A 13,319-nucleotide genomic window follows, 5' to 3' on the forward strand; every position below is an offset into this window, starting at 1 on the left:
AGCGTCATGGCAGATTTCAGCCCAGCCACTCTCATTACTCTGCCGGAGCTGGTGCGCCTGCAGGCAGATGCACGAGCTCTGAAGCTGCCATCGGTAAAACCGGTCCGGTCACGCCAGGCCGGGCTACGCCAATCACGGCAGAAAGGGCGCGGAATGACGTTTTCCGAAGTGCACCAGTACCAACCCGGTGATGACATTCGCAGCATAGACTGGCGGGTAACGGCCCGGCGCCAGGCACCACACACCAAGCTGTACGAGGAAGAGCGGGAACGACCTGTACTGTTGATTGTCGATCTCGGGCCGACCCTGTTCTTTGCCAGTGCCGGCGCCTACAAACAGGTCCGAGGTGCTCAGGTTGCGGCTCTGCTGGCTTGGCTGGCACTCTGGGCGGGTGACCAGGTGGGGGGCTTGGTGTTCAATGACCGGGACCTGGCCGTACTCCGGCCCGCCCGGCGCCGCAAGTCCGTCTTGCGCCTACTGGATCACCTGGCCAATCACCAGCACCAGGGCAAAACACCACCAGCCCCCGCAACGGACTCCAGCCATGGGCTGGACACAGCGCTGGCAGAAGCTCGCAGGGTCACACACACCGGTTCCCGCGTTTTTATCATCAGTGACTTCATGAACATCACCGAGCAGACCACCACCCTTCTGGGCGCCATGAGCCGGCACAACTCGGTCAGCGCCATCCGCATTCAGGACCCGCTGGAAAAGGCTCTGCCTTCATCCGGCCGGTTTGCCGTTGCTGGCCCGGACGGCCCGATCTGGTTCGATGCCTCGAATCCTCGCTTCCAGCAGGCCTGGCAAGGCAAAATCGACGCCCATGAGCAACGTCTGGCCGACTGTTTTCGGGCATCCGGCGTGGCTTCTGCAACGCTGTCGACCGGAGAGGATCCGGCTACGGCCCTGCGCCTGATGCTGGGCCCGGGAGGTCGCATCGGATGAACCCTCAGGATCCCCTGGCACAGCTTCGTGATATCCAGTTACCAGCTACCGGTGGTTGGTGGCCCCCGGCCCCTGGCTGGTGGCTGCTGGCAATATTGACGATTGCCGCTGTGTTGGCATTTGCGTGGCTGTGGCGCCGTCAGCGCCGAAAGCACCGCTGGAAACGCAGCGCCCGGACTGAACTGCAACAGCTTGAAAGCAAGGCCCGGCCTGCGCCGGAATGGTTCGCGGCGCTCAATGCCCTGCTCAAACGAGCAGCACGGCAGAGCCATCCGGAGAAGCATCCAGAGGCCATGACCGGGCAGCAGTGGATCGACTTCCTCCTGGCAACCGCGCCGAAAGACCGCATCGCCTCCCGCCCCGTCGTTGAGGCCATGGTCACAAGCACCTGGCAACCACGTCCCGGCGCACAGACTGAACAGGCGCTGGCGTTCGCCAGAACCTGGCTGGAGGCCCAGTCATGATCAGTCTGGCTTACCCGTGGGTGCTGTTACTGGCATTGCTTCCGCTGCTGTTTGGTTACCGCAAGCGCCAGAGCGAACCGGTGGATGCTCCGGTCATTCCGGTCGGGCACTGGTTGTCCGGAATGCCGGGCGTGAGCTCCCGGGGGCAGGCAACGCCGCTCTGGCGCCAGCTGTTGTTATTGCTGGGCTGGCTATGCCTGGTGGTCGCCCTGGCCCGCCCTCAGCATGTTGGCGAAGAAATCCAGATGCCCGTAACCGGCCGCGATCTGATGTTAGTGGTCGATATTTCTCCCAGCATGGACGAACAGGACATGGTGCTTCAGGGCCGTAGCATCAACCGCTTGCAGGCGGTGAAACGGGTGCTGGATGATTTCATAGACCAGCGTGAGGGCGACCGGCTGGGGCTCATTCTGTTCGGCACCGAACCTTACGTTCAGGCGCCACTGACCTTCGACCGGGAAACGGTACGGACCCTCCTGTTCGAGGCAGGCCTGGGCATGGCTGGCCGGGCCACCGCCATCGGGGACGCCATCGGATTATCGGTGAAACGTCTGCGCGAACGCCCGCAGCAACAGCGAGTGGTGATCCTGCTGACAGACGGGGCAAATACCGCTGGCCAGGTCAGCCCGGACAAGGCCACGGAAATTGCCCAGGCAGCCGGCGTGCGGCTTTACACCATCGGCATCGGCGCCGATACCATGATCCAGCGCGGGCTGCTGGGTTCAAGGCGGGTCAATCCCTCAAGGGACCTTGATGAGGAACTGCTCACGCGCATGGCAGAACAGACCGGTGGCCGGTATTTCCGGGCCCGAAGCCTGCCAGAGCTGGAAATGATCTACGACAGCATCAATCAGCTCGAACCGATAGAACAGGACGGCCAGTTCTACCGGCCGGTGACAGAACTCTACGCCTGGCCGGCCGGCATGGCCGCCGGGCTTTGGCTGCTATTGATTGCCCTGCGACTGGCCTCCAACCGCTATCAGCAAAACACCGCTACGGAGGCTGGCCATGGCTGACTTCCATTTTCTGCGCCCCTTGTGGTTAATGCTGTTACTGGCGGTTCCAGCCCTGTTTCTGGCCCGACATCAACTTCGCCAGGGTGAGACCGGATGGGCCCGATACATCCCCGCTCACCTGTTACAGCCCCTGATTCGTTCCCGGGCCGACGAAACTACTGGCACCACCCGATCGCCCCTGTTGCCCCTGAGTCTAGCTCTGGTTCTGCTCGCAATCGCCCTCGCCGGGCCAAGCTGGCGACAGGCACCGACTCCCCTGAAACAAACCCAGGACAGCCTGGTCATTCTTCTGGATCTGTCACTTTCGATGCTGGCCACCGACGTAGAACCGGACAGGCTGACCTTGGCCAAACGCAAGGTCCGCGACATTCTCGAGCAGCGAAAAGGCGGTTTGACGGCGCTGGTGGTCTACTCCGGCGACGCCCACACGGTAACGCCACTTACCGGCGACACCCGCACCATTGAGGCCATGCTTAGCGTGCTGGACCCCACCATCATGCCTGCCCAGGGCAACCGCGCCGATCTGGCCGTGCGGCAGGCGGTCGACCTGCTGGACCAGGGCGCACCGGGCCAGGGTCGCATACTGCTGATCTCCGAGGCGGTACCGGAACAGCAATTCAGTGCAATCCGTCAGCAACTGGCAGAGACTCCCTATCCCCTGAATACTTTGGTGGTGGGCACCCGCGAAGGCGGCCCCATCCCCCTGGCAAAGCGCGGATTCATTCGGGACAACGGCAGGATTGTCATCAGCCAGGCCGAACCAGACTCCCTAGCCCAACTGGCCAGCATCAACGGCGGAACCAGCCACGAACTGACCCTGGATGACCAGGATATTCGCGCCCTGGCCCTGGAGCCATCACAGACCGACGAATGGCAGAACGAACAGGACGGCATGACCGTTAATCGCTGGCAGGACGACGGTTACTGGCTGCTCTGGCTGGTGCTGCCGTTACTCATTCTGGGCTGGCGTCGGGGAGCCTTTGCCATTCTGGCCTTCGCGCTGATTCCGCTGGCAGGCGCTCCGCGCCCGGTTCAGGCTCTGGACTGGGGCAGCCTGTGGCTGCGAGAAGACCAGCGTGGGCCAGATCTTATCCAGCAGGATCCGTCCAGGGCCGCTACCATTCTGGAGCAGCCGGGTTGGCGCGGCTCAGCGCTCTATCGCGATGGCCAGTACAGTGACGCCGCGGAAGCCTTTGCCAATCAACCGGGAGCCGCCGGCGACTACAACCGGGGCAACGCCCTGGCCCGGGCCGGCCAACTGAAAGAGGCCATTGACGCCTATCAACAGGCACTGAAGCAGCAGCCGGATTTCGAAGATGCGCGCTTTAACCAGCAACTGGTTGAGCAACTCCTGAACCAGAAACAGAAGTCTCAGGGCGAGGGAGAAAGTGACAACAACCACGAAAGCAACGATCAGAATTCCGGACAGCAGAATGGCTCCGGAGGCCAGGGCAATGACAGCCAGGACAGCGCCGGGCAGGATTCTGCAAACAACAATGGCGAGAATCAGGATCCCCGGCCTGGCGAGCAACAGCAGCCCTCCGAGAACGGCGAAAATTCACAGGATAACGCCGGAGAGCCACAACCGGAGGATGGCTCACAGGAGCAACAGCGGAATGCCCAGGCAGGCCCGGACGGGCCTTCCGGAGAGGGGCAGAGTGGTGCCAGTGCGCCCGCCGAAATATCAGAACAACCCCTGAGCCAGGGCCAGGAGCAGTGGCTGCGGCGCATACCGGATAACCCCGGCGGGTTACTGCAACGCAAGTTCCTGCAACAGTACCAACAACGACAGACAACACCCGATGAGGGCGACACACCATGGTAACGCGCGTTATCTCCCTTGCCGCGACACTTCTTTTTTTGTTCCTGTCAGCCGCCAGTCACGCTGCCGACAGACTGGTGGTGGAACCGGATCGAACCCAGCTCTACGAAGGTGAGGTACTGACCCTGACCGTCAAGGGCTCCATGAAAATCGACATTAATCTGAGCAATCTGTTCAGCTTCGATCTGTCACAGTTGCCTTCGCCAGATATCGAAAAGGTGGAGCCGGATTTCGAAATTCTGGCCCGCAACCAGCGCTACAGCGTGCAAACCGTCAACAACGAAATGGTGGGCGAAATAACCTGGACCTATCAGCTCGCCCCGACCAGCACCGGCACACTGACAATCCCCGAACTGACGTTCAAGGATTCCGTTTCCGACCCGGTCGACATCGAGGTTATTTCCGGCACACCGCCGGATCAACCGGCGGCCACTCGTGACAGCTTTATCGAGCTGTCCGCAGACAAGGCGGAAGTGTACGTTCAGGAACAGCTGGTACTGACCATACAGTTGTTCTTCTCCGGCAACCTGATCCGGGGAGAGCTGTCGGAGCCTGAGCACCCGGACGCCATCATCGAGTCACTGGGCAAACAGCGTGAGTTTACCCGCTATCGCGACGGAATCCGGTATCGGGTGGTTGAGCGGCGTTACGCCATCTTTCCCCAAACACCGGGCACTCTCACCCTGGAGCCCATCCGGTTTGAGGGCCAGGCCAGGGATGCCTCGGGCCAGCTGCGCTTCCTGCGTGACCGGCAGCAACTCTATGACGTTCCGGTCAAACCCGTACCTGCCGGGTATCCGGACAATCAGCCCTGGTTACCTGCACGAAGTCTGACCCTGAGCGACGAGGGCCTGCCGTCTACCCAGGAGCTTGCCGTCGGCAGCAATCTCAGCCGGAAAGTGACTCTGCAGGCGCAAGGATTGCCCGCCGAAGCCCTGCCGCCTATCTCCCGGGAGCTACCGGACGCCATCCGCAGCTACCCGGAACAGCCCCTACGCAATACCGAAACCACTCCAGAGGGACTTCGCGCCACACTGCAGCAGGTGACCGCCCTGGTGCCCGTCCAGGCGGGCGAAACCACCCTGCCCGCGCTTCGTGTTCCCTGGTGGAACACCGAGACCGACCAGCTGGAGGAGGCCGTGTTGCCGGAGCGCCGTTTCCGGATAACCGGCGACCATGCCACCGCCGCACCGCCCGCGCAGACAACGGGCGATTCAACGGCGCCCACGGATTCACCGGTAACCCCGGATACAGCCCCTGGTTCGGAAACCTCCGGCAACACTTTCTGGCTCTGGGGTACGGTTCTGTTTGCGGCGCTTTGGCTGCTGACCCTTGCGCTCTGGTGGCGGGCTCGCCAACCCCCAGCGTCCGGCCCCAATGAGGCGGAAGATGACAGCATCAAGAACGAACGTCAGGCGTTTGAAGCATTACTGGCGGCTGTCAGACGAGGCTCCGGGGAGGCGTCAACGCTGTTGCTGCGCTGGGCCCGGCTGCGTTTCCCACAGCACTCGTTTGATTCCGTTTCAGATCTGTTCAAACTGACAGAAGACCGCTCGCTGAAAATTGCCTTTGATCGTTTTCAGGCGGGACTGTATTCGGGTCAGCACCGTACCCACGTTGAGAATGCGAGACAGCAACTGCAACGGGAGCTGGAAAGCCTGCGCCGGAACACCGGTCGGGGCAACGAAGCGTCATCGCCAGACCTGCCGCCGCTGTATCCCGCGTCTCTCTCTCGCTGATTCCGACCCAGAAAAAAGCCCGTCGAAGTGACGGGCTTTTCAATTTCAGTTGGTCAGTTCCTGGTTAATCACCAACTCGACAGGTGGTTCCGCTTCCGCCGGGGGCAGCACCTCTGCCTCAACCCGGCCTTCCCAGTCTCCCGGCTGCGGATTAACACTGCCTGAGCGGCTCAAACGGGCGACCACCACCACATCTTGCTGGGCAGAAATCGCAGATTCAGGGGACATGGCATAACGATCATCCAGCCGGATCTCGGCGGGCAAATCTCCGGCTGTCATCCTGGCAACAGCAACCGGCGCACCGCCCGCCGCAGCCGCTGGCCGCGCAAAGATGAACAGCACGGTATTGTCAGCCACTTGCTGGCGCAAACCTTCGTCCAGCGATACCCGTAAGGACACGCCCGGTCCAGCAGCCTGCTGAGGCTCGGAGGCAACTCCCTCAGGCGGGGTCTCGCCCAGGCGTCGGTAGGCCTCCTCGATACCGCCACGGATGGCCCCGAGCTGCGGATGGTCCGGCGCTACCTCGGTAATACGCTGCCAGTATTCAATGGCTTCCCGGTAGTTTTGCTGACCGAAGGCATTGATGCCCATCAGCCCCAGCGCATTGACCTCGTCCGGGTTCAGGGCCCGGGCCGCCGCAATGGCATCGGTAACCGCCGGGGTCATCTCGCCTTCGCTGGCAAAATAGTTAGCCTGTGCAGCCAGCCCCAGGGCCACCGCGCTGGCGTTTCGGTCCTCGGATACCACATCGGCAAGACGGCGATAGGCCTCGGCCGCTTGCCCATAGCGCTCAAGACGCATATAGGTCTGCCCCAACATCGCCCAACCATCGGCATTGTCCGGGCTTTCTTCAAGTCGCTTTCGCAGTTGGTCGGCCAATTCCGCCATGCGGGCCGTCTGGTCGCCCTGCGTAGCATTCATTTCCTGCATCGCAAGGAACTGCTCCACCTGATCCATGGAACCCCATTCCTGATACCCGAAATAGGTGCCCACCGGTAATACCAGGATCGCCAGCAAGGCGACAACCATGGCGCTACGCCGCCCGGGCACACGCCGCTGGGTAACGGGCTCCTCCGGTACATCATCAAGCATGGCACCGGCCAGCTCTTCCTTTAGCTGCTTGTAGCTCTCGTCATCCAGTATGCCGGCCTCGTGCTCGTTCTCCAGCTCTTTGAGCCGGGTGCGATAGGCCAGCAGATTCTGATTTCGCAGATCCGCCTCAAGGCGGGCCCGGGGTTTATGAAAAAAGACTGGATAAAGCACAAAGGCCAGGGCCACCAGAATGAGTACGGTCCCGGCAATCCAGAAGGTATCGGTCATGGAAATATCGTCACGTCTCGAAATGAATGGGAGTTATCGGCGGTCAGCCTTGTCACTTTGACTGGCCAGAATCTGCTCTGCCCGGGCCCGGTCTTCCGCACTCAGGGGCGGTTCGTCTTCTCGCCTTCGGGCACGCCACACCACACCGGCCACAATCAGAAAACCGCCAATGGTGGCAATCGCCGGAAAGGCCCAGAGGAGAATGGTGCGGTTATCCACCGGCGGTTTGTACTGAACGAATTCGCCAAAACGGTCGACCAGAGCACCCACGATCTGATCATTGGAGGCCCCCTCCTGCATCATGCGGTAGACCTCGTCCCGCATATCCTTGGAGATCGGCGCATTGGAATCGGCAATGTTCTGGTTCTGACACTTGGGACAGCGCAATTCTGAGATCAATTGCTGATAACGCTGTTCTTCAGCCCGGGTATCGAAGTCATAGACTTCTGACACCTCGGCAATTGCCGGGCCCGAGAGCACCATCAACACGGTTAAGAAAGCGGGTAACAAACGCATCAGCTGTTCCCCCGGGCCTGAGCGATAACCGGCAAGAGCACTTCATCCCAGACTTTCTGGTTCACAACGCCCACGTGGCGATAGCGCACCACGCCCTCTGCGTCGATAACAAAGGTTTCCGGCGCACCATACACGCCCAGGTCAAAACCCAGGGTTCCCTTCGGATCGAAGATAATGGTCTCGTAGGGATTGCCCAGCCGGTTCAGGAACCGGAAGGCACTTTCCCGCTGATCCTTGTAGTTCAAGCCCACAATACGAACTCCCTGTTCCCGGGCCAGATACATCAGGTATTCATGCTCATCCCAGCAAGAGGGGCACCACTCGGCCCATACATTCAACAAGGATACTTCGCCCTGGAACACTGAGGGATCCAGCTGAACCTCCGGATTGTCCAGAGACTCCAGGCTGAATTCGGGAACGGGCTTGCCGATCAGCACGGATTCCAGTTTGGTGGGGTCCTTGCCGAGGCCGGCAAACAGGAATATCCCCACGCCGACGGCAATCACCAGCGGCAGGAACAGCAATATCCGCTTCATGAGGACGCCTCCGCCACTTTACCCGGCGCTGCCGGCTCGCCGCTTTTCACGGCTTCCTCATCGCGCACACGAATACGGTATCGCTTGTCGGCAATCGCCAGGAATCCACCAATGGCCATCACCAGGGATCCGAGCCAAAGCCATCGCACTAACGGTTTATACTGCAGCCGGATAGCCCAGGCATCGTCACTGATACGCTCACCAATGGCTACAAATATATCCCGGAACAGGCCGGCATCAATGTCCGCTTCGGTCATCACACTCATGCCAACCGGATACTGCCGCTTTTCCGGATGCAGGTCAGTCACGAGTTCCCCATCCAGGTAAACATTGAAGCTGCCGTACTGGGCGGTAAAGTTGGGGCCACGACGCTCACCAATGTCGGTGAATACAATCTCATAATCCCCCACCATAGCGCGGTCACCCGGCTGCATGCGCACATCACGCTCAATCCCGTAGTTGGAAACCACCGTCGCACCGGCCATCACCATGGCAAGCCCCAGATGCCCGAGAACCATGCCCCAGTAACTGCGGGACTGGCGCTTCAGGCCATGCCAGCGCCCTTTGCGGGAGGCGGATTTATCCCAAAGGTCCCAGGCGGTGGCCACCGCTACCCACATGGCCGCAAACACACCCAGGAAGGCCCAGGGTGCAAACCCTCCGTAGCCGATCATCACCCCCGCGCTGGCAATCAGACTGACGGCCAGCGGCCACAGCAGCTTGCGGGCCAGCCAGCCGCCGTCCGTCTTCTTCCAGCGCGAGAAAATCCCCGCGCCCAGCAGCAGGCCGGTTGCCACCGCCAGGGGACTGAAGGTGGTATTGAAGAACGGCTCACCAATAGACAGCTTGCCAAGGTCCAGATAATCCAGCACCAGCGGGTAAAGTGTGCCGATGGCTACCAGCATCGTGGCAGATACCAGCAAGACATTGTTCAGGAGCAGGAAGATTTCCCGGGACAAGGAGCCATAACGGGAGCGGACATGCACTACCGGCGCCCGGAAGGCGTACAGTGTCAGGCTGGCCAGAATGGTAATGCCCAGCAACGCCAGCAGGAAACTGCCCCGCTCCGGATCCGACGCGAAGGCATGGACGGAGGTGAGCACACCGGAACGAACCAGGAAGGTACCCAGCAGGCTCAGTGCGAAAGTGACAATAGCCAGCAACACGGTCCAGCTCTTGAAGACCCCGCGTTTTTCCGTGACTGCCAGCGAGTGCATCAAGGCGGTACCCGAAAGCCAGGGCAACAGGGAGGCATTTTCAACCGGATCCCAGAACCACCAGCCGCCCCAGCCGAGCTCGTAATAGGCCCACCAGCTGCCCAGAGCGATGCCCACCGTCAGGAAGGACCAGGCAACCGTGGTCCAGGGGCGCGACCAGCGAGCCCAGGCCGCGTCCAGTCGGCCGTTGATCAGTGCCGCAATGGCAAACGCAAAGGCCACCGAAAAACCAACATAACCCATATAGAGCATGGGCGGGTGCATGATCAGGCCAATGTCCTGCAACAGCGGATTCAGATCCTGCCCATCTGCCGGTACGTTCGGCAGCAGACGGTCAAACGGGTTGGAGGTCAGAATGATAAACAGAAGGAAGCCAACGGAGACCATGCCCAGAACCGACAACACCTGGGAGACCATCACCGAAGGCAGTTTACGGCTGAAGATGGCAACGGCCAGCGTCCAGCCTATGAGCATCAGTATCCACAAGAGCAACGAGCCCTCATGGCCGCCCCAGACCGCGCTGAACTTGTAGTACCAGGGCAACATGCTGTTGCTGTTATTGGCCACATAGGCCACCGAGAAGTCATCCACCAGAAAGGCGTGGGTCAGGATCGCAAACGCCAGGGCGGTGAACACAAACATGCCGGACGCCAGTGGCCGGGCAAATGCCTGCAGGCTGTCACGCCCGGTCAGAGCGCCCGCAAGCGGCACCACGGAGAGAAGTACTGCCAGCAGCAACGAGAGAATCAGTGCAAGCTGTCCGAGTTCCGGATACATCGGGTTTCTCCAACGTCAGAAATGAATTGAGCGCTCAGTACGCCGTGGTTTCCGCGGCTTTTTCCACATCAGCAGACTTGTGCTGCCCCTTGGAAGAGCGCTCCAGCGCCTCGGCCACTTCCGGTGGCATATAGTTCTCATCGTGCTTGGCCAGAACCTGATCGGCCACGAACACGCCCTGTTCATTCAGCCGCCCCATGGCGACCACGCCCTGCCCTTCGGCGAACAGATCAGGCAGTATGCCCTCGTACTGTACCGGCACCGACGCGGCATAGTCGGTCACCCGGAAGTTCACCTTCAGGCTGTCGGTATCCCTTGCCACACTGCCCTCTTCAACCATGCCACCGGCCCGGATCCGGACATCAACCGGCGCGTTACCCGCTGCAATTTCCGTAGGATCGTAAAACAGGTTGATATTCTGTCGGAGTGCATAGGTGGTCAGGCCTACCGCAATGGCAATACCGGCCACCAGAAAGAGCACAATGGTCAGTCGTTTTTTTCGGATCGGATGCATGGATTACCTGCTGTTTATTCCTGGGAAACTTCGACACGGGCGAACGTAGCGGCCTGTTTCGGCCGGGCACTGGTGCTGCTTTCCTGCTGCTGGTATCGGCGTTTGCAGCTGGCCATAACCGCCTGATGATGCTGGGACGACCAGATCATCAGGCCCACCAGAAGAACGGCGAAAACGGCATAACAGGCCCAGACATAGGGACCATGGCCTTCCATTGCGATAAATGCTGAAAAAGAATCAAACGCCATCGGTCAGCCTCTCCCCGCCATCACCAGCTCTCTCACCCAGCGGGTTTTTTGCTCCCGCACGACAATTTCGGTTTTCATGCGCAGACACGCCAGCCAGCCAAACAACAGGTATAACCCGAGCACCGAAAGCAGCAGCGGAACCCACATCTCAACGGGCATAGAGGGCTTTTCGGTGAGTTTGAACGTGGCCGGCTGGTGCAGTGTATTCCACCACTCCACGGAGTATTTGATAATCGGGATATTTACCACCCCCACCAGCACCAGCACCGCTACCGCCCTGGCAGCAGATTTTTCATCATTGATGGCCCGATCGAGGGCGATAGCACCGCCATAGAGGAACAGCAGAATAAGCATGGAAGTCAGCCGGGCATCCCACACCCACCAGGTCCCCCAGGTAGGCTTACCCCAGACAGCGCCGGTGAATAACGATAGGAAGGTAAACACCAGGCCAACCGGCGCCACGGCTTTCACGAAGACATCCGCCAGTTTCATGCGCCAGACCAACGTAACGACGGCGGCGGACGCCATCATGATGTAAATGGATTGGGCGAGAAAGGCAGTGGGAACGTGGATAAAAATGATGCGATAGCTGTTGCCCTGCAGATAGTCCTTGGGAGCAAACGCCAGGCCCCAGACCAGGCCGGCAAGGAGCAGAATGATACCGATCGCCAGCAACCACGGCATAAACCGGGTTGCAATCCCGAAGAACCATTTGGGAGAACCCAGTTTGTGAAAGAATTGCCACATCAGTTGGTCACCATCTTCACTGTTATCGTTTGGTTGGTTACCGGCCCCAAAGAACCGATCAGCTGTTCGAAAGACTGATTCTCAGGGCCGCTGCCGAGGCGAAAGGCGACAGGGTTACCGCCAGAACCAGAAACGCGCCCATCAGAGCCAGGTATCCGCCAACCGGCGCGCCTTCAGCTGCCGCCGCTACCGTGCCGGTACCAAAAATCAGCACGGGAATGTACAGCGGAATGATCAGCAGTGACAAGAGCACGCCTGCCGAGCGCAATCCCAGGGTCAGAGCGGCGCCAATAGCTCCGATCATGCTCAGTACCGGGGTGCCAATCAGGAGCGTTAGACACAGAATTGCAATAGAGTTCCCGTCCAGGTGCACCATAACGCCTAAAACCGGGGCTAACAGCACCAGTGGCAGGCCCGTCAACACCCAGTGTGCGGCTGTTTTGGCCAGCACCAGCAGGAACAGAGGCTGAGGCTGCAGTACCAGCTGCTCCAGGGTCCCATCGTCAAAATCGTGACGAAACAGATGGTCCAGCGACAGCAACACCGACAGCAAAGCCGCTACCCATAGGATACCGGCTCCGGACTGTTTCAGAAATGCCACTTCCGGGCTGACTCCCAGGGGAAAAAGGGTTACTACCATGATGAAAAACAGTAACGGGTTCAGCAGATCCTGCCGCTGCCGGAAAGCCACCCGGACATCCCGGGCAAAAACTGCCGCCATGGCGGCTATCGGGCCAACCGATTCAGACACCGGCTTCAGTGCCGGCCGCCGATCAGCATTCATGCACACCTCCGGCACCCAGGGTGATGCGTTTCATACCTGGCAACTGGAGTTCATGGTGGGTCGTCACCAGCACCGCCCCCCCTTCCGCGGCACGTTGCTGTAGCAGCGACTCAATCGCTCGGACACCGTCTGCATCAATCGCAGTAAAGACTTCGTCCAGCAGCCAGAGTGGCTCGTCGGCAATCAGCAACCTGGCCAATGCCACACGGCGTTGCTGCCCGGCAGACAGATTCCGGCATGGTACGTTTTCAAATCCTGCCAGCCCGGTACCTGCCAGTGCCTGAACCAGCACCTCGTCGCTCACCTCCCGACGACCGGCCATCAGCGCTTTCAGGTTCTCGACCGGGGTAAGCAATGGTTTGATGCCGGGCCGATGGCCAATGTAAAGGGTGTTACGAAGAAAAGACTCACGTTGCCGGGCCCTGGGCTCGCCGCACCACAGCAATTGACCCGACCAGGCGTCGTTCAGGCCAGCAAGGATTCGCAACAATGTTGTCTTACCGGTTCCGTTGGGGCCCTCGACACGGGTAACCGTACCGGGCAGTATGGAAAAGGACAAATTCTGGAACAACAGGCGCTCGTCCCGTTCACACTCAAGATCTATCGCCTGTAGTAACGGCTCGGACATCAGGGCTCCGTTTCAGAGCGATGGATGCGCAGCAGGCATCAGGTGC

At 60.2% G+C, this 13,319-nt stretch carries 14 protein-coding genes; 5 read left to right on the plus strand and 9 right to left on the minus strand.

Translation table 11 applies throughout. The annotated features are described in order from the left end of the window. Window positions 1-6: 6 nt before the first annotated feature. Genes ACSSVV_RS02490 through ACSSVV_RS02510 form a run of 5 tightly spaced genes read left to right on the plus strand, consistent with a single transcriptional unit; the run spans window position 7 to window position 5,986 of the window. On the plus strand, window positions 7-945 hold the full coding sequence (locus ACSSVV_RS02490; RefSeq protein WP_023010573.1) for a DUF58 domain-containing protein: 939 nt from the start codon (window positions 7-9) through the stop codon (window positions 943-945). Further along, window positions 942-1,409: a DUF4381 domain-containing protein gene (locus ACSSVV_RS02495; RefSeq protein WP_023010574.1), complete on the plus strand. Its 468-nt coding sequence runs from the start codon at window positions 942-944 to the stop codon at window positions 1,407-1,409. Before ACSSVV_RS02490 ends, ACSSVV_RS02495 begins: the two co-directional genes overlap by 4 nt. After that, window positions 1,406-2,425 (plus strand): vWA domain-containing protein, encoded by a 1,020-nt coding sequence (locus ACSSVV_RS02500; protein ID WP_023010575.1) that lies wholly within the window; start codon window positions 1,406-1,408, stop codon window positions 2,423-2,425. The genes ACSSVV_RS02495 and ACSSVV_RS02500 overlap by 4 nt, the downstream gene beginning before the upstream one ends. Continuing rightward, window positions 2,418-4,250: a VWA domain-containing protein gene (locus tag ACSSVV_RS02505; protein WP_023010576.1), complete on the plus strand. Its 1,833-nt coding sequence runs from the start codon at window positions 2,418-2,420 to the stop codon at window positions 4,248-4,250. Before ACSSVV_RS02500 ends, ACSSVV_RS02505 begins: the two co-directional genes overlap by 8 nt. Next, window positions 4,244-5,986, plus strand: a complete 1,743-nt coding sequence (locus ACSSVV_RS02510) for a BatD family protein (RefSeq protein WP_454105490.1) — start codon at window positions 4,244-4,246, stop codon at window positions 5,984-5,986. Before ACSSVV_RS02505 ends, ACSSVV_RS02510 begins: the two co-directional genes overlap by 7 nt. A gap of 45 nt (window positions 5,987-6,031) precedes the next feature. Here the strand turns inward: ACSSVV_RS02510 and ccmI are convergent, their stop codons facing one another. The 9 genes from ccmI to ccmA are packed head-to-tail and all read right to left on the minus strand — an operon-like array spanning window position 6,032 to window position 13,273. Continuing rightward, window positions 6,032-7,306 (minus strand): c-type cytochrome biogenesis protein CcmI, encoded by a 1,275-nt coding sequence (gene ccmI / locus ACSSVV_RS02515; RefSeq protein ID WP_454105491.1) that lies wholly within the window; start codon window positions 7,304-7,306, stop codon window positions 6,032-6,034. A gap of 33 nt (window positions 7,307-7,339) precedes the next feature. Continuing rightward, on the minus strand, window positions 7,340-7,822 hold the full coding sequence (locus ACSSVV_RS02520; protein ID WP_023010579.1) for a cytochrome c-type biogenesis protein: 483 nt from the start codon (window positions 7,820-7,822) through the stop codon (window positions 7,340-7,342). After that, window positions 7,822-8,358, minus strand: coding sequence for a DsbE family thiol:disulfide interchange protein (locus ACSSVV_RS02525; RefSeq protein WP_199452226.1), 537 nt, complete (start codon window positions 8,356-8,358; stop codon window positions 7,822-7,824). The genes ACSSVV_RS02520 and ACSSVV_RS02525 overlap by 1 nt, the downstream gene beginning before the upstream one ends. After that, window positions 8,355-10,352 (minus strand): heme lyase CcmF/NrfE family subunit, encoded by a 1,998-nt coding sequence (locus ACSSVV_RS02530; RefSeq protein ID WP_121206847.1) that lies wholly within the window; start codon window positions 10,350-10,352, stop codon window positions 8,355-8,357. Before ACSSVV_RS02530 ends, ACSSVV_RS02525 begins: the two co-directional genes overlap by 4 nt. Before the next feature lie 34 nt (window positions 10,353-10,386). Beyond that, window positions 10,387-10,866: a cytochrome c maturation protein CcmE gene (ccmE, locus tag ACSSVV_RS02535; protein ID WP_014421059.1), complete on the minus strand. Its 480-nt coding sequence runs from the start codon at window positions 10,864-10,866 to the stop codon at window positions 10,387-10,389. A gap of 14 nt (window positions 10,867-10,880) precedes the next feature. Continuing rightward, a complete protein-coding gene (gene ccmD, locus ACSSVV_RS02540) occupies window positions 10,881-11,114 on the minus strand; it encodes a heme exporter protein CcmD (RefSeq protein ID WP_454105492.1) in 234 nt (77 codons plus the stop codon). Window positions 11,115-11,117: 3 nt separating this feature from the next. After that, complete coding sequence (locus tag ACSSVV_RS02545; RefSeq protein WP_014421058.1) at window positions 11,118-11,861, minus strand: heme ABC transporter permease; 744 nt, start codon at window positions 11,859-11,861, stop codon at window positions 11,118-11,120. A 58-nt stretch (window positions 11,862-11,919) separates the two neighbouring features. Further along, on the minus strand, window positions 11,920-12,645 hold the full coding sequence (gene ccmB / locus ACSSVV_RS02550) for a heme exporter protein CcmB (protein WP_011785433.1): 726 nt from the start codon (window positions 12,643-12,645) through the stop codon (window positions 11,920-11,922). Continuing rightward, entirely contained in the window at window positions 12,635-13,273 is a 639-nt protein-coding gene (gene ccmA, locus ACSSVV_RS02555) for a cytochrome c biogenesis heme-transporting ATPase CcmA (protein WP_022991602.1), read from the minus strand. The genes ccmB and ccmA overlap by 11 nt, the downstream gene beginning before the upstream one ends. Window positions 13,274-13,319 lie beyond the last annotated feature (46 nt).

The sequence above is a fragment of the Marinobacter sp. MBR-105 genome (assembly GCF_053628895.1).